Raw genomic sequence first — 20,394 nt, 5'->3', positions numbered from 1 at the left:
GGGGCACATGGGGAACCCGCATTTCCCCGTCAATGGCCCTTGGCGGACGCCGCAACCTTAATTGTTGGTAGGGATTCGTCGGCTTTCAGCATCTTTTCCAGCGTTTCCAGCCGGTCGGCCTCGCGCGGTGGCTTGTCCCAGCGCAAGCGGCTGATGCGGGGAAAGCGCATCGCGACGCCCGATTTGTGCCGCGGCGAACGCTGCAGCCCCTCGAACGCCACCTCCAGCACCAGCCCCTTGTCGCCCTCGTGCACGACATGACGGACGGGGCCGAATTTTTCCGTGGTGTTGCGGCGGACGAAGCGGTCAATCTGGAGCAGCTCGTCGTCGGTGAAGCCGAAATAGGCTTTTCCCACCGGCACCAGTTCGTCACCGGTCTCGCCCTCGGTCCAGACGCCGAAGGTGTAGTCGGAATAGTAGGACGAGCGTTTGCCGTGGCCGCGCTGCGCATACATCAGCACCGCGTCGATGATGTGCGGATCGCGCTTCCACTTCCACCATTGCCCCTTCGGCCGGCCCGGCAGGTAAGGCGCATCGCGCCGCTTCAGCATCACGCCTTCGATGGCGTCCGCGTCTTCGCCGGCACCGGCGCTCGCAGGATCGGCGCGCGCGGCGGTGAGCGCCTCCCAGCTTGCGAAGGGGACTGTCGGCGACAGATCGATGCGGGGATCATCGAGCTTCCCGATGAAGGTCTCCAGCCGCTCGCGTCGCTCTACGAACGGCAGTTCGCGCAGATCGTTCTCGTCGTCGCCGAGCAGGTCGTAGGCGCGCAGGTGAATCGGAAAGTCCTTGATCAGCTTTGGCGACACGACCTTGCGGTTGAGCCGCTGTTGCAGCACGTTGAAGCTTTGCACGCGGCCTTCGCGCAGGATCAGAAGCTCGCCGTCGATCGCGCCGGGCAGGCGCAACGATGGCACGAGGTCCGGAAAGCTTCCCGTGATGTCCTCGCCGGTGCGCGAATAGAGCCGCACGGCGATGTGCCCGCGCTCATCGCGTCCCGCGACCGCCTGCACGCGGATGCCGTCCCATTTCCACTCGGCGATGTAGTCGGCAGGATCGAGTGCGGCGAAATCCGTCTCCTCGATCGCATGCGCCAGCATCACGGGACGGAACGGCGCAGGATCGCGATTGACCGGCTTCTCCGCGCGGCCCTCCAGCCAGGCGAACAGGTCGAGATAGGGCGGGCTGAGCCCCGGCCAGATCAGCTCGATCTCGTGTGGGTCCTTGTCGCCGAGTGCTGCAGCCGCGGTCTTGGCCAGCCGCGCGGAGATGCCAATGCGCAGGGCGCCGGTAACGAGCTTGAGCAATGCCCAGCGGCCGGTCTCGTCGAGCTCGTCGAGCCAGCGTTCGAGCTGCCTTGGCAGCTCGGTCTTGCCGAGCGTGCGAAGGGTGGTGACGACTTCGGTGAGGGTGAGAGGAGGCGGGTTGTTGTGGGCGGCCATCGCCGCCTTCGGCCACATCAGCGCGACCGTCTCGGAGAGGTCGCCGACATAATCGTAGGACAACCCGAACAGCACGGGATCGGTGCGCGCCGCGATCAGATCGCGGATCAGCGCGGGCTTGGCGTGCTTGAAGCTGAGCGCGCCGGTGAGCGCCGCCAGCGCGTAGCCGCGGTCGGGATCACCGACCTCGTGAAAATAGCGGGTGATCAGCCGCAGCTTGTTAGTGCGGCCGGGCTCGTAGGCAAGGCGGTCCAAAAGTTCGGCGAAGCGGTTCATGCCTCGGCCTCGTCGGCGAGCGGCGTCTCGCTCTCCTCCTCGTCGCCATAGCCGACGAGATCGAGTGGCTGCGCCCGCAAACCTCGGCCCCTGCACCAATGCACCAGCGCATCTTCCTGGCCGTGGGTGACCCAGATTTCGCCGGCGCCGGTTGCGGCGATCGTCGCGGTGAGGCCGTCCCAATCGGCGTGATCGGAGATCACCAGCGGCAGCTCAACACCGCGCTGTCGCGCGCGGGCGCGCACCCGCATCCAGCCGGAGGCGAACGCGGTGACGGGATCGGGAAAGCGCCGTGTCCAGAGATCGGAGGTCGCCGACGGCGGCGCCAGCGTGATGGTGCCGGCGAGAGCCGCCTTCTTGACGCCCGTCACCGGCCTGAGCTCGCCGAGCTCGATCCCGCGGCTCTGGTAGTAGTGCGTGATCGTCTCCATTGCGCCGTGCAGATAGATCGGCTCGTCATAGCCGGCCTGGCGCAGCAGCGCGATTACTCGTTGCGCCTTACCGAGCGAGTAGGCGCCGACAAGGTGCGCGCGCTCCGGAAACAGCGCGACAGAGGCCAGCAGCTTCTTCACCTCGTCAGAGGCATTGCCATGCCGAAACACCGGAAGGCCGAACGTGGCCTCGGTGATGAAGACGTCGCAGGGCACGAGTTCGAACGGCGTGCAGGTCGGGTCGTGCGCGTCCTTGTAGTCCCCGGAGGCGACGATGCAGGTGTCCTTGCAGGTCACCGCGATCTGCGCCGAGCCGAGCACATGGCCGGCCGGATGGAATTTGACGCTGACGTCGCCGAGCCGGATCTCCTCGCCATAGCGGATGACTTGCGTCGATCCGGCGAAATTCTCGCCATAGCGCAGCCGCATCATGTCCAGCGTTTCCTGCGTCGCCAGCACCGCGCCATGGCCTGCGCGGGCATGGTCGGAATGGCCGTGGGTGATCACGGCCCGCTCCACGGGCCGGACAGGGTCGATATGGAAGCCGCCGGGTTTGCAGCACAGGCCGGCAGCAACTGGCAGCAGGATGTCTTGCGGGCGCATGGTGGTCATATAGGCACCGGTGCCCCGATATTCACCCGTCATTCGCGGGCTTGCCGTCTCCGCTAGGCTTCGCCGGCCCGGCGGTGTAAAAGCCCGCCGAAGCCATTGGCGGAGGCGGGACCCGTGCATCCATCCTCCTAAACAGTCTTTTTTTGATGGATTGCCGGGCGCCCGGCAATGACGAGCTGAGTTCGATGCCACTGCGTCTGTTCCTGACCTCCGGCGACCTCATGGCCGACCGCCGCTTCGAGTTCGCGCGCGACCTCCAGCTCAATGGCGATCTCCCCGCCGCCGCCGACCTCCTGGAGCAGGCGATCGAGCTCGCCCCCAACTTCACCTCGGCCTGGTTCACGCTCGGCGAAATCCGTCAGCAGCTCGGCGAGCGGGACAAGGCGATCGAGGCTTTCCGCAAGGCGCGCGATTCCGATCCTGAGGACCAGCACGGCGCGGGCCTGCACCTGATGAGGCTCGGCGACGCGCAGATGGCGGAGATGCCCAAGGCCTATGTGCAGGCCCTGTTCGATCAATACGCGCCGCGCTTCGAGCACGCGCTGATCAACGATCTCGGCTATCGCGGCCCGGCACTGATCTTCAAGGCGGTGCTGGCCGCGCGCGTCGCCGCGAAGAAGCCGGCCTTCTTCAAGCGCACCATCGATCTCGGCTGCGGCACCGGTCTTGCGGCTGCCGCCTTCGCAAGGCAGGTCGATCATTTCATCGGCATCGACCTGTCGCCCGCCATGATCAAGAAGGCGCGCGCCACGGATCTCTATGCCGAGCTCGAGGTCGCCGATATGCTCGAAGGCCTGCGCACCAAGAGTGATGCGAGCGCGAATCTCGTCGTCGCGGCGGACGCGTTTGTCTATCTCTCTGATCTCGCGCCGGTGCTCACCGAGGCGAAGCGCGTGCTCGTATCCGGCGGCGTGCTCGCTTTCACGCTGGAAACGCACGACGGCGATGGCATCGTGCTCGGCGAGGGCCTGCGCTATGCCCATTCAGCGGAATATGGACGTGGCGCAATCGCAAAGGCCGGACTCAAGCTGCTGACACTGGAGCCGGCGTCGCCGCGCAACGAGAACAACGAGCCGGTGCGCGGCCTCGTCGTCGTCGCCGAAAAAACTTGAGTCTAGGCGCTAATCGCTCTGTAATTTAAGCGTCATTGCGTCGCAAAGCGACGACTTCCTACTTGCGAGGCGTGCGCGGCGATGCCAGCACTATGCGCGCACTAGGGAGAGACAACAAATGACCAAGAATCCATCGCGGCGCGATTTCAGCGCCGCCGCGCTCGCCACCATCGCTGCATCGACTTTGCCTGCGCCGTACGTCTGGGCCGCGGAGAAGAAATACGATGCGGGCGCCAGCGACACTGAGATCAAGATCGGGCAGACCGTGCCGCATTCCGGTGCCGGCTCGCTTTACGGCGTGCTCGGCCGCATCGGCGAAGCCTATTTCCAGATGCTGAACGAGAAGGGCGGCATCAACGGACGCAAGGTCAAATTCCTCACCATGGACGACGCCTACAGCGCGCCGAAATGCGTCGAGGCGACGCGGCGTCTGGTCGAGCAGGAGGAGGTGCTTGCGCTCTACGGCTCGCTCGGCACCGCGCCGCAGACGGCCGTGCACAAATACCTGAACTCGAAGGGCGTGCCGCAGCTCCTGCTCAATACCGGCGCGTCGAAGTGGAATAACCCGAAAGAGTTCAAATGGACGATGGCGGGCCTGCCGCTCTATCCGACAGAAGCGCGCATCCTGGCGAGGCACGTCGTCGCCGTGAAGCCGAATGCGAAGATCGGCATCCTCTATCAGAACGACGATTTCGGCCGCGACTTCCTCGGTCCGTTCAAGAAGGTGCTCGCGGATGCGGGCGGCACCGCGCAGGTGATCATGGAGCAGACCTACGATCTCACCGATCCGACCGTCGATTCCCAGCTCATCAATCTCTCGAAGTCGGGCGCGGACGTCTTCTACAACATCACCACCGGCAAGGCGACGTCGCAGTCGATCCGCAAAGTCGCCGAGCTCGGCTGGAAGCCGCTTCAGCTGCTGTCGGCGGGCTCGACCGGCCGCTCGATCCTCAGCGCTGCCGGGCTCGAGAACGCCACCGGCATCGTCGCCATCCGCTACAACAAGGAGGTCGGCCTGCCCAAATGGGAGAAGGATCCCGACGTGATGGCGTTCGAGGAGCTGCGCAAAAAGTACATCCCGACGATCGATCCAGACAACACCATCGCCTTCGCCGGCTACGGCCAGGCGGTGAGCATGGGCGAGATCCTGCGCCGCTGCGGCGACCAGCTCACCCGCGCCAATGTCCTGAAGCAGGCTTCAACGCTCGCCGGCTTCCACTCGCCCTATTTCCTCGACGGCGTCACCTACAGCTACACGCCCGAGGATTACACGCCGATGAAGACGCTCTACATCTCGACCTTCAGCGGCAAGGACTGGGACATCTCCGACAAGCCGATGTCGGAGTAGGGCTCTCTCCGCGATCGCGAAAGCCGTAGGGTGGGCAAAGGCGCGCTTGCGCCGTGCCCACCATCACTTCGGGCTCCTTGTGCGATGGTGGGCACGCTTCGCTTTGCCCACCCTACGGGAGCCCTCGAAGGCCCCACCCCTCGACGAGCCCATCCTCACGGCTTACCTGTGATGCCGTGCCGCCCCGCGTCCTCAAATCCCCGGCCAAGCCCGCCGCGCTGCTGCCCGACCGCTTCCAGGCCTGGTTCGCGGCTCGCGGCTGGACGCCGCGCGCGCATCAATTGGCGCTGCTGGAGAAGGCGCGCGAGGACCGCTCGGCGCTGCTGATCGCGCCCACCGGCGCGGGCAAGACACTGGCGGGATTTCTGCCGACGCTGGTGGAGCTTTGTTCTCAGGCAGCTGAACAGGACGCCGGTGCGAAGACAAGTCTCGTCTCCACCGGCCGTACCGTGCAGCGCACCGGCGGCCTCCACACCCTCTACATCTCTCCGCTCAAGGCGCTCGCCGTCGACATCGCCCGCAATCTGGAGCGGCCGATCGCGGAGATGGGCCTGCCGATCAAGGTCGAGACCCGCACCGGCGACACGCCAGTGTCGCGGCGGCAGCGTCAGCGGCGCTATCCGCCTGACATCTTGCTGACGACGCCGGAGCAGGTCGCGCTGCTGCTCTCCTCCGATGACGCGCCGTTCCTGTTCTCGTCGCTCAAGCGCATCGTGCTCGACGAGCTGCACGCCCTGGTGACCTCCAAGCGCGGCGATCTGCTCTCGCTCGGCCTTGCGCGGTTGTGGCGGCTGGCGCCGCAGCTGCGCGCGATTGGGTTGTCGGCGACCGTGGCCGAGCCGGATCAACTTGCGCGCTTCCTGGTGCCGCAACCCGGCGGCAAGGAAGCCGCCGCCGACATCGTCGTCGCCGGCGGCGCGGCGCCGCCGCTGGTCGAGATGCTCGACACAAGCGAGCGGCTGCCCTGGGCCGGTCACAGCGCGCGCCATGCGCTGGCCGAAGTCTACGAGCTGGTCAAGCAGAACAAGACCACACTGGTCTTCGTCAACACCCGCAGCCAGGCCGAGATGCTGTTCCAGGAGCTCTGGCGCATGAACGATGACGGGCTTGCGATCGCGCTGCATCACGGCTCGCTCGATGTCGCGCAGCGTCGCAAGGTCGAGGATGCCATGTCGGTGGGACGCTTGCGCGGCGTGGTCTGCACCTCCTCGCTCGACCTCGGCGTCGACTGGGGCGACGTCGATCTCGTCGTCAACATCGGCGCGCCCAAGGGCTCGTCACGCCTGATGCAGCGCATCGGCCGCGCCAACCACCGTCTCGACGAAGCCTCGCGCGCGGTGCTGGTGCCGGCCAACCGCTTCGAGGTGCTGGAGTGCCGCGCCGCCATCGATGCGATTGCCGAGAATGCGCAGGACACGCCGCCACTTCGCACCGGCGGACTCGACGTGCTGGCCCAGCACGTGCTCGGCCGGGCCTGCGGCGAGCCGTTCTTCAGCGACGATCTCTATGGCGAGGTGCTCACGGCTGCGCCTTACTCAAATCTTGCCCGGCGAGACTTCGACGACGTCGTCGATTTCGTCGCCACCGGCGGCTACGCGCTGAAGACCTATGAGCGCTTCGCCCGCATCAAACAGGACAAGGAGGGCCGCTGGCGCGTCGCCAATCCAAAAGTGCGGCAGAGCTACCGACTCAATGTCGGCACCATCGTCGAGGAGCCGATGCTGAAGGTGAGGCTCGTGCGCTCGCGTTCCACCGGCAGTGGTTCGACCGGCGCGATCGCGCGCGGCGGCCGCGTGCTTGGCGAGATCGAGGAGTATTTCATCGAGGGCCTGACTCCCGGCGACACTTTTGTGTTCGGCGGCGAGGTGGTTCGTTATGAGGCTCTCGCCGAAGACCAGGCCTACGTCTCCCGCGCCTCCGACAAGGATCCGAAAGTGCCGTCCTACATGGGCGGCAAGTTTCCGCTCTCCACCTATCTCGCCGAGCGTGTCCGCCGCCTGCTCGACGACAGGCGGGCATGGAATGGTCTGCCGGAGCAGGTGCGCGACTGGCTGTCGCTGCAGAAGGACGTCTCGCGCGTCCCTGGTGTGCGCGAGCTGCTGGTCGAGACCTTTCCGCGCGGCAACAAGCATTATCTCATCTGCTATCCCTTCGAAGGCCGGCTTGCGCACCAGACGCTCGGCATGCTGCTGACGCGGCGGCTGGAACGGGGGCGCGGCTGCCCGCTCGGCTTCGTCGCCAATGAATATGCCGTGGCGATCTGGGGGCTGGGCGATGCCTCCTTCATGATCCGCAACGGCCAGCTCGATCTCGACGCGCTGTTCAGTCCCGACATGCTAGGGGACGATCTCGAAGCCTGGCTCGCCGAATCCGCGCTGATGAAGCGCACTTTCCGCAATTGCGCGCTGATCTCCGGCCTGATCGAGCGCCGCTTCACCGACGAGGACAAGAGCCGCCGTCAGGTGCTGTTCTCGACCGATCTCGTCTACGACGTCCTGCGCAAGCACCAGGCCGACCACGTCCTGTTGCGTGCCGCGCGCGCCGATGCCGCCACGGGCCTGCTCGATCTGCGCCGCCTCGGCGACATGCTCGCCCGCATCCAGGGCCGCATCACGCACAGGGAACTCGACCATGTCTCCCCGCTCGCGGTCCCTGTGATGCTGGAAATCGGCCGCGAGTCAGTCTATGGCGAAGCTGCAGACGAGCTCTTGGCCGAAGCCGCCGACGAGCTTGTCAAAGAGGCGATGTCGTAGAGAATTTGCCAGTGAGGCGCGCAGTACCATCCACACCGTCATGCCCGGGCCAAAGCGCGGAGCGCGTCTTCAACTGGAAGACCCGGGCATCCACGTCTTTGTCTCGGTGGCAAGAGCGTGGATGGCCGGGACGAGCCCGGCCATGACGGAGAACGGCGCGCTATCGATAACCTCAACGCGCACGCTGGATGTTGGCGGTGTGCCGTTTCACGCGGATCTCTCCGGCGCGCTGTTCTGGGAAGAGCAGCGCCTGCTCGTGGTCTCCGACCTGCATCTGGAAAAGGGGTCCAGCTTCGCCGCGCGCGGCGTGCTGCTGCCGCCTTACGACACGCTGGCAACGCTGAGTCGGCTTGCCGCGGTCGTTGCCCGCCATGATCCCCGCGTGGTCATCGCGCTCGGCGACAGTTTCCACGACCGCACCGCGCATGAACGGCTGACGGCGGACGATAGCGACGCCTTGGCCTCGCTTCAAAATGGCCGCGACTGGATCTGGATCTCAGGTAATCACGACCCCATGCTGCCGCGCGATCTCGGCGGCGCCGTCGCCGATGAAGTCGCGATCGGCCCGATCACCTTCCGCCACGAGCCGACTGGCGCGCACGGCGAGATCGCCGGTCATCTGCACCCGAAGGCGCGCGTCTCCGCGCGCGGCCGTTCGATGGAACGCCGCTGCTTCGCCTCCGACAGGATGCGCGCCGTGATGCCGGCCTTTGGCGCCTATGCCGGCGGCCTCAGCATCCGTGACGCCGCGTTCGCAAAAATCTTTCCGAAGAATGGCTTTGTCGCGCACCTGCTCGGCGACCGCCGCGTCCACGCCATCGCAGCGTCGCGGTGTTATTGAGACCCGCAGCGGCGCCAATCGGTTTGAGCGTCCAGCCACGTGCCGTCGCCTGCGGATGTGATCGAGCTGCGCTGGAACAAATTAAGAACACTTTAGCAAGTCTTTGATATATCATTGTGATTCGGCGTGCTGCCGACACAATATCTAGCGTCTGTCAGACCTTGCGAGGACTACATGTCCACCGTTGCCTTCGATCAATTTGCTCTCACCCGGATTGCCGATTTCGCGCGCTCGCTGTCGCGGCTGCATCAGACGGCGCGGCGATACGCGGTCGATGACGACCAGTTCGACCGCGAGTTCAACGCGGTGTGCCAGTCGATCTGGGGCTATACCATCGACGACATCAGCGACGATCTGTTCTCCACTGATGACCATCTGTTCCTCGACACGCTGGACGAAGCGCATGCGCGCATCTTCGCGGCCGAGCAGGGTTATGACCTCGTCGACGAGGCGGGCATGCTGACCGACTGGTGGGGTTTCTGCTGGATGATCCTGGCCGAGAAGCGCGGTCTCCTGACAGCGGAGAACCGCGCTGCCGCGCGCGCGGCGATCGAGGAGAAATATCTGGCGGCGCCGAACGTGATCGGGGTGATTATCGGAAGGTGACGCTCTCGCTCCTCATCCTGAGGAGCGCGCTTGCGCGCGTCTCGAAGGATGAAGGCCGAGTTGCAGCAGCAGGGCCTTCATGGTTCGAGACGCCGCGCAAGAGCGCGACTCCTCACCATGAGGATCATCAATCCAGTCCCACGCGCTTCGCCGGCTTTTGCGCCTGCGTCTGCGTCTTCGGCACTGTCACATCAGGCGGCGTCTCACGCACGATCTCCGTCGCCGCCGGCGCATCCGCTGCGACCGTATCGGCACGCACCGGAGCCACCTTCATCTCGCCGAGGCGGGCGCGGACCTGCGCGGTGAGGCCGGGATAGGAGGCGACCGGGGTGAATTCCGCAGTTTGGTCGGTGCCGAGGCGAACGCCGGTATAGGCGACGAGGCCATCGGAGGTCGCGATCACGTCGCCGGATTTCAGCGACGAATCCAGCGCGAGATCGACCGGGGCAAGACCAACCGGCTCGCGGCCATTGCAGGTGCAGTCGGCGCGCAGCGCCTTGCGATAGGCGTACGCGTTCTCGCTGTCGGCGTAACGCTCGCCGGTCTGTGAATAGGCGCCGTCGATGCTGGACCCGAAATAGACCTTTGTGGCGGTGGCGGGACAGAAGGCCTGACACATCTGCGCCGGCGAGACCATGCCGCGCATCAGCGGGAAATATTTGCCATCGCAGCTGCGCACGCAGAAAGCCGGGCCCGAGCCGGCGGCGGCCGAGCGTGTCGGCGGCACATATTGCGGGTTTGCGGGATTCTGCTGGCCGGTGAAGGGATCGTAGGAGGTTGCCTGCTGCGGCTGCGACCGCTGCAAGCCGCCGAAGAAGAAGTCGAACAGGCCTTCGGCCGAAACCGGGGCCGGGGTCGCCAGCATGGGAACCGCAAGGATGGCGGCTACGAGCATCGCGCGACGCTGCCGCCGCGTATGGGACAACTCTGTACGCAAGGATCACTCCACCCGACGCTACCGAACCGGCCAGGACCTTTCGAGGTCTCAGCACACGATTCACCATAATGCGCGATGGTAAATGAGCAGTTGCGCGGAGGCGGTTTCAAGACGAGGCGGTGACCTCTTTAAGGCCGGGCGCAGCTTTCACGGACGGCGTTGCTTCCGGGTCACGCCCAGGCATGACGACGGAAAATGTCTCGTCGTCTTACGCCTTCAGGAACTCCGACGCCTTGTACAGCGAGCGGAACGGCAGGCCGGCAGCACCGAACGTGTCGGTGGCGCCTTCCTCGCGGTCGACCATCGTCAGCACCAGCACCACATCGGCGCCGGTCTCGCGCACGGATTCAACCGCCTTCATCGCCGAGCCGCCGGTGGTGGTGACGTCCTCGACGATCACGACGCGCTTGCCCTCGAGCGTCTCGCCCTTCGGCAGCCCCTCGATGGCGAGCTTGGCGCCGTGCTCCTTCGGCTTCTTGCGCACGAAGAACGCTGCGATCGGATGGCCCTTGATCCAGGAGATCTGCGCCAGCGCGCCGGCAAGCGGCACCGCGCCCATCTCGAGCCCGCCGATGAAGTCGAGCTTGTCGTCCTTCAGCGCCTCATAGGTCAGCTCGGCGAGCAGGGTCGCGCCCTCCGGGTCGAGCATGGTCGGCTTCAGGTTGAAATAGAAATCGCTCTTGCGGCCTGACGCGAGCGTCACCTCGCCGCGGCCGAAGGAGCGCCGGCGGATGATTTCGAACAGGCGAGCGCGGGAGGCTGATTTCGACACGGCGGTCCCTCGGGAGCGTTTTTGGAGGAGGCGGAATTTATCCGCGACGGCCGCGACATTCCAGAGGGAGCGTCTCCCGTCAACAGGGATCGGTCATCCCGGTCCGCCGGTTGTGGGGTTGCAAACTTCTGGAGTAGTGGAGGGGCAAACCGCTACCAGGCCTCTTGGGGGAAGGACATAAGGCATGACCATCGAGCTGCACACCTGGAACACGCCGAACGGCCGCAAGATCTCGGTCGCGCTGGAGGAAATGGGGCTGCCCTACAAGGTGATCCCGGTGAACATCACCAAGGGTGAGCAGATGGCGCCCGAGTTCCTCAAGCTCAGCCCCAACAACAAGATCCCCGCGATCGTCGACCCCGAGGGACCGGACGGCAAGCCCGTCAGCATCTTCGAGTCCGGCGCGATTCTGCTTTATCTGGGCGAAAAGACCGGCAAATTCCTGCCGAAGTCGCTTGCGGGGCGCATCCCCGTTTATGAATGGCTGATGTGGCAGATGGGCGGCTTCGGGCCGATGCCCGGCCAGGTCCACCATTTCATCGCGCTCGAGAACGAGCAGGACCGCGCCTACGGCCTGAAGCGCTACATGGCCGAGACGCGCCGGCTCTACGGCGTGCTCGACCGCCGCCTCGATGGCCGCGACTTCGTCGCCGGCGACCTCTCGGTTGCGGATTTTGCCATCCTGGGCTGGGCCTGGCGTCACCCTCGCCACAAGGTTGAGCTGGCCGATTTCCCCAACGTCAAGCGCTGGTACGAAGCCCTGATGGCGCGCCCGGCCGTGAAGCGGGGCATGGACGCGAAGCTGGATTGATTGGCGCTCTTTTCTCTCGTACCCCGGACGCAGTGCAGCGCGCAAGCGATGCACTGCAGAGCCGGGGGCCCAGGAGCCGCTTGCTCGGGCGCTGGGTCCCGGCTCTGCGCAGCAGCGCAAGAGCGCTGCAGCGCGTCCGGGACACGAGAGCGCAGTTTGCGTTTCGACGCAACGCAGCCATGATCGCGCTCCATTGCGCGCCTCCCGCGACTTCGTCCATCATGCTTCTGTCCTCGTGGCAACACCGCGGGGCTTGGAGGAAACATGAAGAACAAGATCACCGGCCGCTCCGCCTTTCTCGCGCTGCTCAAGGACGAGGGCATCACGCACCTGTTCGGCAATCCCGGCACCACCGAGCTGCCGATCATGCACGCGCTGAAGGACCATCCCGATCTCACCTATGTGATGGCGATGCAGGAGAGCCTGGTGGTCGCGATCGCCGATGGCTATAGCCGCGCCTCCGGCAAGCTCGTCGCCTGCAACGTCCATGTCGCACCCGGGCTCGGCAACGCCATGGGCTCGCTCTACAACGCCCAGTTCACGGGCACGCCAATGATCCTGACCGCCGGCCAGCAGGAGCAGGGCCACGGCCTGATGGAGCCGGTGCTCTACGGCCCGCTGGTGCGCATGGCCGAGCCGCTGGTGAAATGGGCCGTGGAGGTGACGCGGCTGGAGGACCTGCCGCGCATCGTGCGCCGCGCCGCCAAGGTGGCGATGACGCCGCCGACCGGGCCGGTGTTCATCTCGCTGCCCGGCGACATCCTGAACAGCGAGGCCGGGATCGACCTCGGCCGCTCCACCCGCATCGACGCGCGCACGAAACCGTCGGACGAGGCGCTGAAGGCTTTTGCTGCGCACCTGCTCAAGGCCGAACGCCCCGTGATCGTCACCATGGACGAGGTAGTCAAGAGCGACGCGCTGAAGGAGGCTGCCGAACTCGCCGAGCTGCTCGGCGCGGCCGCCTACCAATCCTCGACGCCGTATGGCTCGCACTTCTTGTCCGAGAGCCCGAGCTTCGTCGGTACGCTGGCGCGCCTGCAAAAGGTCGCGCGCGATACGCTCGCGCCTTACGATCTGCTGATTGCGCTCGGCGGTGATCCCTTGCGGATGTCCGTCTATAGCGAGGTCGATGCGCTGCCGGACGGCCTCGGCATCGTCCAGGTCGGCCTCGCCGACTGGGAGATCGCCAAGAATTACGGCGCCGAGATTGCGCTCAAGGCGGACCTGAAGGAGACCCTGCGCGCGCTGATCCCGGTGCTGAAGGAGATGGGCGGCGCGGCCCTGGCGCAACGCGCAAGGCAGCGCCTCGCTGAAATCGCACCGAAGAACTGGACCGCGCGCCGCGCTGCGCTGGTCGAGCAGATCGGCAAGAGCGCCGGCCGTGCGCCGATCGATCCGGATTTTCTAGTGCTGCAGATGGTCGAGGCGATGCCTGATAACGCCATCCTCGTCGACGAAGGCCTCACCTCCAGCCGCCAGATCACAGCGCTGCATCCGCATCGCGACCGCTACGGCTATCATGGCCTTGCCTCCGGCGGCATCGGCTGGGGCCTGCCAGCCTCCGTCGGCGTGAGCATCGCCAATCCGGACCGGCCGGTGGTTTGCTTCTCAGGCGACGGCAGCGCGATGTATTCGATCCAGTCGCTGTGGACGGCCGCACATCACAAGCTTCCGCTCAACGTCGTCATCGCCAACAATGGCGGCTACCGCATCATCAAGCAGCGCCTGCTCGCCTTCCATGGTGACGACAATTATGTCGGCATGGACTTTGTGGATCCTCCGGTCGATTTCGCCGGCGTCGCCAAGGCGCTCGGCTGCGAGGCGATCAAGGTCAGCGATCCCCGCGAGCTGAAGACGACGCTGTCGTCGGCATTCAATCGGCCGGGAACCAAGCTGATCGAGGTGATGGTGGACGGGAAGGTGTAGGCGGCGCGCGCTTACCCACCGCCGTCATTGCGAGCGGAGCGAAGCAATCCAGAATCCCTCCGCGGTGACAGTCTGGATTGCTTCGCTTCGCTCGCAATGACGAGGAGGAGGCGGATTGCCTCCTCCGCCGCAAACAACTCGCGGCAGCGCTCTACCCCTTCTTCCCCACCCGATACCCCGCCGCCGGATGCGGCGCTCCGAGCCTTGCTCGGCCATCGCCGAACAGCTTCTCGCGCAGCGTGCCCTTCGCATATTCCGGCTTGTACCGGCCACGCCGGGTCAGTTCCGGCACCAGCATGTCGGCGATGTCCTCGAAATCGCCGGGTGAGATCGCGAACGCGACGTTGAGGCCGTCGACGTCGGTTGCCTCGAACCATTGCTCGATCTTGTCCGCAACCATCTCCGGCGTGCCGACCACGACAGGGCCGGCGCCGCCGATGCCGACATGCTCGATGACGTCGCGCACGGTCCAGATGCGATCAGGATCGGCGCGGGTGACGTTGTCCATCGCGCTGCGGCCGGCATCGTTCTGGACGTGGCGCACCTGCTGGTCGAGGTCGTAGCCGGAGAAGTCGACGCCGGTCCATCCCGACATCAGCGTCAGCGCGCCCTCGGGGCTGATATGGCGGCGGTAGTCGGCGTATTTCTCCTTCGCCTCGGCCTCCGTCCGGCCGAGGATGATCGTCATCATCGAGAACATCAGGATATCGGCCGGATTGCGGCCGAGCGCCGCGGCTTCCTGCCGGATCGCGGAGACGCGCGGCGCGATTACCTTGGCCGACGGTCCCGACATGAACACGCATTCGGCGTGGCGGGCCGCGAACTGCCGCCCGCGCGGCGAGGTGCCGGCCTGGTACAGCACCGGCGTGCGCTGCGGCGACGGCTCGCTGAGATGAATCGTGTTGTTGATGCGGTAGTTCGCGCCCTCATGGTTGACGCGATGAACTTTCGTGGGATCGGTGAAGGTGCCGCGCTTGCGGTCGCGCAACACCGCATCGTCCTCCCAGCTCCCTTCCCAGAGCTTGTAGACCACCTCCATGTATTCGTCGGCAATGTCGTAGCGGTCGTCATGCCCGGTCTGCTTGTCCTTGCCGGCGCCGCGCGCGGCGCTGTCGAGATAGCCGGTGACGACGTTCCAGCCGATCCGCCCCTCGGTCAGGTGATCGAGCGTCGACATCCGCCGCGCGAACGGGTAGGGCGGCTCGAATGACAGATTGCTGGTGACGCCGAAGCCGAGATTCTCAGTCACCGCCGCCATCGCCGAGAGTAGCAGCAGCGGCTCGTTCGACGGCGTCTGCGCTGCATTGCGCAAGGCCGCGTCAGGACTGTTGCCATAGACATCGTAGACGCCGAGCACGTCGGCCAGGAACAGACCGTCGAAACGGCCGCGTTCCAGCGCCTTGGCGAGGTCGATCCAGTAGGGCAGGCGGTTATATTCGGCGGTGCGGTCGCGCGGATGGGTCCACAGGCCCGGTGACTGGTGTGCGACGCAATTCATCGCAAATGCGTTGAGCCTGATCTGCTTCGCCATGATGGTCCCCGGGGCGCCCTGTACTGAGCGATCTTCGAATGGTAGATGTGCGCCTGAACTTGGCGACGTTCTTGCATATAGCTCGACCTTGGCAAGGCCAAAATCAGCAGCGCTCCAGCCCTTGGCAAGCCAATCTCAAGCGAGCAAGAACGAAATCCCAAGAACTTTCCAAGTCCCCGCCACTTTCGAAGGCCCACCCCTGTCGGGTAAGGTCCTTCGTATCAAAGTCTCGAAAAACAAGTCATGACCAGAGCCGACGCCATCACCCGCGCCCGTGAGGATTTCAAATCCGGCGCGTTCCTCACCGAGCTCGACCGCCGCGTCGCCTATCGGACCGAAAGCCAGAACCCGTCGCGCGGCGCGGAGCTGCGCGCTTATCTGGAACAGGAGATGCAGCCGGCCTTCGCCGCGCTCGATTTTACCAGCCGCATCGTCGAATCTCCGAGCGGCAAGGCGCCGTTCCTGTTCGCGGAGCATCAGGAGAGCGCCTCGGCGCCGACCGTGCTGATTTACGGCCATGGCGATGTCGTCGACGGCATGGAGGGCGAATGGCGCGATGGCCGCGATCCCTGGCGCACGACGACGTCAGGTATTCGTCTTTATGGCCGCGGCACCGCCGACAACAAGGGCCAGCACAGCATCAACATGGCGGCGCTCCGCGCCGTACGCGACGCCCGCGGCGGCAAGCTCGGCTTCAATGCCAAGTTCATCGTCGAGATGGGCGAGGAGATCGGCTCGCCTGATCTCGGCAAGGTCTGCGACCTCAATCGCGACGCGCTCAAGGCTGATCTGTTCATGGCCTCCGACGGGCCGCGCCTGTCGGCCGACCGTCCGACGCTGTTCCTCGGCTGTCGCGGCGGCATCCGCATCCATCTCGACGTAGCCTTGCGCGACGGCGGCCACCATTCCGGCAATTGGGGCGGCGTGCTCGCCAATCCCGCGACCATTCTGGTCAACGCGATCTCGACGCTGGTCGACGGTCACGGTCGCCTCCAGCTCGACGCGCTGAAGCCGCCGCGGCTCACCAACCAGATCCGCAGCTATCTTGCGGACGTGCAGGTGGTGCCGACCGAGGACGAGCCGGCGCTCGCGGAGAACTGGGGCGAGGAAGGTCTGTCGGCGGCCGAGCGGCTCTATGCCTGGAACACGCTGGAAGTGCTGGCGATGTCGTCGGGCAATATCGAGAAGCCGGCGAACGCCATCCCCGGCCACGCCAATGCCGTGCTGCAACTGCGGTTCGTGGTCGGCACCAAAATTGATGGGCTGATCGAGGCCATCCGCGCGCATTTGGTCGAGAAGGGCTTTCCGATGATCGAGGTCCGGGCGGCCCAGAGCTTCGCCGCCTCGCGCACCGATTTCGACAGCCCCTGGATCAACTGGGCGGCGGATTCCGTGAAGGAGACCACCGGCAAGGCGCCGGCGGTGCTGCCGAACTTCGGCGGCTCGCTGCCCAATGACGTGTTTTCCGAGATTCTGGGCCTGCCGACGATCTGGGTCCCACACTCCTATCCCGGCTGCTCCCAACATGCGCCCAATGAGCACATCCTGCTGCCATTGACCGAAGAGGCCTTGACGGTGATGGCCGGGCTGTTCTGGGATCTCGGGGAATTGCCGGGACCACTAAACAAGACCGCTAAGTTGAGCCGTTAACCTGAGCCGCGATCCCGTCGAAAGTCACATTCTATTTCGGTCCGATTTGTGCTTGCATCCGGCCGCATCATCCTGAAAGGGGAGAAAAAGTGAAACATATCCGTAGCATCGGCCTCGCGCTCGCCGCGACCTTCGCCGTCAGCCAGGCCGGAGCCCAGGAACTGACCGGCACGTTGAAGAACATCAAGGACACCGGCGCCATCACGCTGGGCTTCCGCGACTCCTCGATCCCGTTCTCCTATCTGGACGACAACCAGAAGCCCGTCGGGTTCGCGATGGACATCTGCTACAAGATCGTCGACGCCGTGAAGAAGGAGCTCAAGCTCGACAAGCTCGAGGTCAAGCTCAACCCGGTCACCTCGGCGACCCGCATCCCGCTGATGGCCAACGGCACGATCGACCTCGAATGCGGTTCGACCACCAACAACGCCGAGCGCCAGAAGCAGGTTGGGTTCACCAACACCCACTTCCTGACTGCGAGCCGCTACGTCTTCAAGAAGTCGAGCGGCCTGAAGTCTATCGACGACCTCAAGGGCAAGACGGTGGTCTCGACCGCCGGCACTACCAACATCAAGCAGCTCACCGAGGCCAACGTTGAGAAAAAGCTCGGCGCCAACATCATCCCGGCCAAGGACCACGCCGAAGCCTTTCTGATGGTCGAGACCGACCGCGCGGTCGCCTTCGTCATGGACGACATCCTGCTCGCCAGCCTCGTCGCCGGCTCGAAGAATCCGTCCGACTACGTGATCTCGAAGGACGCGTTCTCCAAGCCCGAGCCCTATGGCATCATGCTGCGCAAGGACGACGCGCCGTTCAAGAAGGTGGTCGATGCGGCGACCGCTGCGCTCTACACCTCCGGCGAAGGCCAGAAGATCTACGAGAAGTGGTTCACCCAGAAGATCCCGCCGAAGGGTCTGAACCTCAACACCCCGATCTCCGACGAGCTGAAGCACGAGTTCGCCAAGCCCTCGGACTCGCCGAATCCGGACGACTATAAGTAAGTCCCGATCCAGCCTTGGGATCAGAATGATGTCCGGTCACTCTTGACACCAGAGTGGCCGGACATTTGCATAGGCGCCCGGGACTTCTCTGAAGGGCGCGTTCGCGCGAGGGACACGTGAACTACAACTGGAACTGGGGAATCTTTTTCCAGCCGAACCCGATGGGGACCGGCACCTATCTCGACTTGCTGCTGTCGGGACTGGCGCTGACCCTGAAGACCGCGGCGCTGGCCTGGATCATCGCACTGGTCACCGGCTCGGTCGTCGGCGTGATGCGCACGCTGCCGTCGAGGGGCGCCTACTGGTTCGGCTTTTGCTACGTCGAATTCTTCCGCAACATGCCGCTGCTGGTGCAGCTGTTCCTGTGGTTCTTCGTGCTGCCGGAACTGCTGCCGAAGGAAGCCGGCCTGTGGCTGAAGCAATTGCCGAACGCGCCGTTCTGGACCGCCGCGATCGGCATCGGCTTCTTCATGTCGGCGCGCGTCGCCGTGCAATTGCAGGCGGGCATCGGCTCTCTGCCGCGCGGGCAACGGATGGCAGCGACGGCGCTCGGACTGACGACTGTGCAGGGCTATCGCTACGTGCTGCTGCCGATGGCTTTCCGCATCATCCTGCCGCCGCTGACCTCGGAGTTCCTCAACACCATCAAGAACACCGCGGTCGCGATCACCATCGGCCTGCTCGAGCTGACCGGACAGGCGCGCTCGATGCAGGAATTTTCGTTCCAGGTGTTCGAGGCCTTCACCGCCGCCACGATCCTCTACCTCCTCGTCAACGCCGTCGTCGTGACCGCGATGCGCTTCCTCGAGCGCTATGTCGCGATCCCCGGCTACATCACGGGGAAATAGCGCCATGTTCAGCAATTTCGATTTCGACGTCATCGTCCGCGCGCTGCCCTATCTGTTCTACGAGGGCATGAGCTTCACAGTGATGCTGACGGCGCTCTCTGCGGCCGGCGGCCTGATCTTCGGCACCGCGATCGCGCTGATGCGGCTCTCGGGCTACAAGACGCTCGGGCGCATCGCCGGCCTCTATGTCGACTTCATGCGCTCGCTGCCGCTGGTCCTCGTCATCTTCTGGTTCTACTTCCTGGTCCCGTATATCGGGCAGTGGGTGACCGGCGCCTCGCGCCCGATCACCGTCGGCGCCTTCGCCTCCTCGCTGATCACCTTCATCATGTTCGAGGCTGCGTATTTCTCCGAGATCATGCGCGCCGGCATCCAGTCGATCTCGCGCGGCCAGCCGGCCGCAGCCAGCGCGCTCGGCCTGAGTTACGCCCAGACCATGCGCTACGTCGTGCTGCCGCAGGCGTTCCGCAACATGCTGCCGGTGCTGCTGACGCAGACCATCGTGCTGTTCCAGGACACCTCGCTGGTCTACGTGCTGTCGATCACCGATTTCCTCGGCGCAGCCAGCAAGGTCGCGCAGCGTGATGGACGTCTGGTCGAGATGTATCTGTTTGCCGCCGTCGTCTACTTCACCATCTCCTGTGTCGCGTCGTTCGGCGTTCGCCGCCTGCAGTCGCGCATTGCCATCCTTCGCTAGGGCCCGTCATGATCGAAATCAGTCACGTCGATAAATGGTACAGCTCGACCTTCCAGGTGCTGACCGACTGCACCACCAGCGTTGCCAAGGGCGAGGTGGTGGTGGTGTGTGGTCCCTCCGGGTCCGGCAAGTCGACGTTGATCAAATGCGTCAACGCGCTGGAGCCCTTCCAGAAGGGCGACATCACCATCGACGGCATCAAGGTCAATAACCCCAAGACCAATTTGCCGAAGCTGCGTTCACGCGTCGGCATGGTGTTCCAGCATTTCGAGCTGTTCCCGCACCTGAAGATCATCGACAATCTCTGCCTCGCCCAGGAGAAGGTGCTGGGGCGGGCGCACGGTAAGGCGGTGACCAAGGGCATGGCGCTGCTCGACCGCGTCGGCCTGAAGGAGCATGCGCAGAAATTCCCGGCGCAGCTCTCCGGTGGCCAGCAGCAGCGCGTCGCCATTGCGCGCGCTCTCGCCATGGACCCCATCGCCATGTTGTTCGACGAGCCGACCTCGGCGCTCGACCCTGAAATGATCAGCGAGGTGCTCGACGTCATGGTCGACCTCGCGCGCGAAGGCATGACCATGATGGTCGTCACCCACGAGATGGGCTTCGCCCGCAAGGTCGCCAACCGCGTGATCTTCATGGACCGCGGCGAGATCGTCGAGGACGCCCCGAAGGACGACTTCTTCGGCAAGCCGCGCAGCGACCGCGCGCAGAAGTTCTTGTCGAAGATTCTGTCGCACTAATTCAGTCGTCATTCCGGGATGCGCCGAAGGCGCAGGCCCGGAATCCATAACCACCAGCCG

The 20,394-nt window shown here is 64.9% G+C and carries 17 protein-coding genes; 12 read left to right on the top strand and 5 right to left on the bottom strand.

All coding sequences use genetic code 11. The annotated features are described in order from the left end of the window. Nucleotides 1-29 precede the first annotated feature (29 nt). Both AC630_RS11740 and AC630_RS11735 read right to left on the bottom strand, forming a co-directional pair. On the bottom strand, nucleotides 30-1,718 hold the full coding sequence (locus tag AC630_RS11740; RefSeq protein ID WP_074118699.1) for a cisplatin damage response ATP-dependent DNA ligase: 1,689 nt from the start codon (nucleotides 1,716-1,718) through the stop codon (nucleotides 30-32). Next, on the bottom strand, nucleotides 1,715-2,752 hold the full coding sequence (locus AC630_RS11735) for a ligase-associated DNA damage response exonuclease (protein WP_074118737.1): 1,038 nt from the start codon (nucleotides 2,750-2,752) through the stop codon (nucleotides 1,715-1,717). Before AC630_RS11735 ends, AC630_RS11740 begins: the two co-directional genes overlap by 4 nt. 194 nt (nucleotides 2,753-2,946) lie before the next feature. On the opposite strand from AC630_RS11735, the gene AC630_RS11730 reads away from it, so the two are divergent. The 5 genes from AC630_RS11730 (at nucleotide 2,947) to AC630_RS11710 (ending at nucleotide 9,421) form a co-directional block, all read left to right on the top strand. Next, nucleotides 2,947-3,873: a class I SAM-dependent DNA methyltransferase gene (locus tag AC630_RS11730; protein WP_074118736.1), complete on the top strand. Its 927-nt coding sequence runs from the start codon at nucleotides 2,947-2,949 to the stop codon at nucleotides 3,871-3,873. Nucleotides 3,874-3,991: 118 nt separating this feature from the next. Further along, nucleotides 3,992-5,221: an ABC transporter substrate-binding protein gene (locus tag AC630_RS11725; protein ID WP_074118698.1), complete on the top strand. Its 1,230-nt coding sequence runs from the start codon at nucleotides 3,992-3,994 to the stop codon at nucleotides 5,219-5,221. 176 nt (nucleotides 5,222-5,397) lie between these two features. Continuing rightward, a complete protein-coding gene (locus AC630_RS11720; RefSeq protein ID WP_074118697.1) occupies nucleotides 5,398-7,974 on the top strand; it encodes a ligase-associated DNA damage response DEXH box helicase in 2,577 nt (858 codons plus the stop codon). A 142-nt stretch (nucleotides 7,975-8,116) separates the two neighbouring features. Beyond that, on the top strand, nucleotides 8,117-8,815 hold the full coding sequence (pdeM, locus tag AC630_RS11715) for a ligase-associated DNA damage response endonuclease PdeM (RefSeq protein WP_074118735.1): 699 nt from the start codon (nucleotides 8,117-8,119) through the stop codon (nucleotides 8,813-8,815). 174 nt (nucleotides 8,816-8,989) lie between these two features. After that, nucleotides 8,990-9,421, top strand: coding sequence for a hypothetical protein (locus AC630_RS11710; protein ID WP_074118696.1), 432 nt, complete (start codon nucleotides 8,990-8,992; stop codon nucleotides 9,419-9,421). Nucleotides 9,422-9,548: 127 nt separating this feature from the next. Here the strand turns inward: AC630_RS11710 and AC630_RS11705 are convergent, their stop codons facing one another. Both AC630_RS11705 and pyrE read right to left on the bottom strand, forming a co-directional pair. Then, the gene (locus AC630_RS11705; protein ID WP_074118695.1) at nucleotides 9,549-10,316 is read right to left on the bottom strand and encodes a DUF2865 domain-containing protein; all 768 of its coding nucleotides are present in this window, start codon (nucleotides 10,314-10,316) and stop codon (nucleotides 9,549-9,551) included. Nucleotides 10,317-10,566: 250 nt separating this feature from the next. Continuing rightward, a complete protein-coding gene (pyrE, locus tag AC630_RS11700) occupies nucleotides 10,567-11,130 on the bottom strand; it encodes an orotate phosphoribosyltransferase (protein WP_074118694.1) in 564 nt (187 codons plus the stop codon). 184 nt (nucleotides 11,131-11,314) lie between these two features. On the opposite strand from pyrE, the gene AC630_RS11695 reads away from it, so the two are divergent. Further along, nucleotides 11,315-11,941 carry a glutathione S-transferase family protein gene (locus AC630_RS11695; RefSeq protein ID WP_074118693.1) on the top strand — a complete coding sequence of 209 codons (627 nt, stop codon included), beginning with the start codon at nucleotides 11,315-11,317 and terminating at the stop codon, nucleotides 11,939-11,941. Nucleotides 11,942-12,205: 264 nt separating this feature from the next. Next, a complete protein-coding gene (locus AC630_RS11690; RefSeq protein WP_074118692.1) occupies nucleotides 12,206-13,867 on the top strand; it encodes a thiamine pyrophosphate-binding protein in 1,662 nt (553 codons plus the stop codon). Between the two features lie 151 nt (nucleotides 13,868-14,018). Here AC630_RS11690 and AC630_RS11685 read toward each other — a convergent pair whose 3' ends face one another. After that, nucleotides 14,019-15,398: an LLM class flavin-dependent oxidoreductase gene (locus tag AC630_RS11685; protein ID WP_074118691.1), complete on the bottom strand. Its 1,380-nt coding sequence runs from the start codon at nucleotides 15,396-15,398 to the stop codon at nucleotides 14,019-14,021. Between the two features lie 243 nt (nucleotides 15,399-15,641). Here AC630_RS11685 and AC630_RS11680 point away from each other — a divergent pair, with 243 nt between their 5' ends. The 5 genes from AC630_RS11680 (at nucleotide 15,642) to AC630_RS11660 (ending at nucleotide 20,334) form a co-directional block, all read left to right on the top strand. Beyond that, nucleotides 15,642-17,048, top strand: a complete 1,407-nt coding sequence (locus tag AC630_RS11680) for a M20 family metallopeptidase (protein WP_074118690.1) — start codon at nucleotides 15,642-15,644, stop codon at nucleotides 17,046-17,048. Nucleotides 17,049-17,137: 89 nt separating this feature from the next. After that, entirely contained in the window at nucleotides 17,138-18,049 is a 912-nt protein-coding gene (locus tag AC630_RS11675) for an amino acid ABC transporter substrate-binding protein (protein ID WP_074118689.1), read from the top strand. 116 nt (nucleotides 18,050-18,165) lie between these two features. Then, nucleotides 18,166-18,897 (top strand): amino acid ABC transporter permease, encoded by a 732-nt coding sequence (locus AC630_RS11670; protein WP_074118688.1) that lies wholly within the window; start codon nucleotides 18,166-18,168, stop codon nucleotides 18,895-18,897. Between the two features lie 4 nt (nucleotides 18,898-18,901). Further along, entirely contained in the window at nucleotides 18,902-19,594 is a 693-nt protein-coding gene (locus tag AC630_RS11665) for an amino acid ABC transporter permease (protein WP_074118687.1), read from the top strand. A gap of 8 nt (nucleotides 19,595-19,602) precedes the next feature. Further along, a complete protein-coding gene (locus AC630_RS11660; protein WP_074118686.1) occupies nucleotides 19,603-20,334 on the top strand; it encodes an amino acid ABC transporter ATP-binding protein in 732 nt (243 codons plus the stop codon). Nucleotides 20,335-20,394: the final 60 nt, after the last annotated feature.

Origin of the sequence: Bradyrhizobium sp. AS23.2, from assembly GCF_001908185.1 — a bacterium.
Taxonomy (GTDB): domain Bacteria; phylum Pseudomonadota; class Alphaproteobacteria; order Rhizobiales; family Xanthobacteraceae; genus Bradyrhizobium.
Note: the sequence above shows the minus strand (reverse complement) of the source record. Positions and strands in the feature narration are given on the sequence as shown.

Excerpts from the sequence above, each read along its gene's own strand:
- AC630_RS11740 (WP_074118699.1), bottom strand. The coding sequence starts at position 1,718 with ATGAACCGCTTCGCCGAACTTTTGGACCGCCTTGCCTACGAGCCCGGC.
- AC630_RS11735 (WP_074118737.1), bottom strand. The coding sequence starts at position 2,752 with ATGCGCCCGCAAGACATCCTGCTGCCAGTTGCTGCCGGCCTGTGCTGC.
- AC630_RS11730 (WP_074118736.1), top strand. The coding sequence starts at position 2,947 with ATGCCACTGCGTCTGTTCCTGACCTCCGGCGACCTCATGGCCGACCGC.
- AC630_RS11725 (WP_074118698.1), top strand. The coding sequence starts at position 3,992 with ATGACCAAGAATCCATCGCGGCGCGATTTCAGCGCCGCCGCGCTCGCC.
- pdeM (WP_074118735.1), top strand. The coding sequence starts at position 8,117 with ATGACGGAGAACGGCGCGCTATCGATAACCTCAACGCGCACGCTGGAT.
- AC630_RS11710 (WP_074118696.1), top strand. The coding sequence starts at position 8,990 with ATGTCCACCGTTGCCTTCGATCAATTTGCTCTCACCCGGATTGCCGAT.
- AC630_RS11705 (WP_074118695.1), bottom strand. The coding sequence starts at position 10,316 with ATGCTCGTAGCCGCCATCCTTGCGGTTCCCATGCTGGCGACCCCGGCC.
- AC630_RS11695 (WP_074118693.1), top strand. The coding sequence starts at position 11,315 with ATGACCATCGAGCTGCACACCTGGAACACGCCGAACGGCCGCAAGATC.
- AC630_RS11690 (WP_074118692.1), top strand. The coding sequence starts at position 12,206 with ATGAAGAACAAGATCACCGGCCGCTCCGCCTTTCTCGCGCTGCTCAAG.
- AC630_RS11685 (WP_074118691.1), bottom strand. The coding sequence starts at position 15,398 with ATGGCGAAGCAGATCAGGCTCAACGCATTTGCGATGAATTGCGTCGCA.
- AC630_RS11680 (WP_074118690.1), top strand. The coding sequence starts at position 15,642 with ATGACCAGAGCCGACGCCATCACCCGCGCCCGTGAGGATTTCAAATCC.
- AC630_RS11665 (WP_074118687.1), top strand. The coding sequence starts at position 18,902 with ATGTTCAGCAATTTCGATTTCGACGTCATCGTCCGCGCGCTGCCCTAT.
- AC630_RS11660 (WP_074118686.1), top strand. The coding sequence starts at position 19,603 with ATGATCGAAATCAGTCACGTCGATAAATGGTACAGCTCGACCTTCCAG.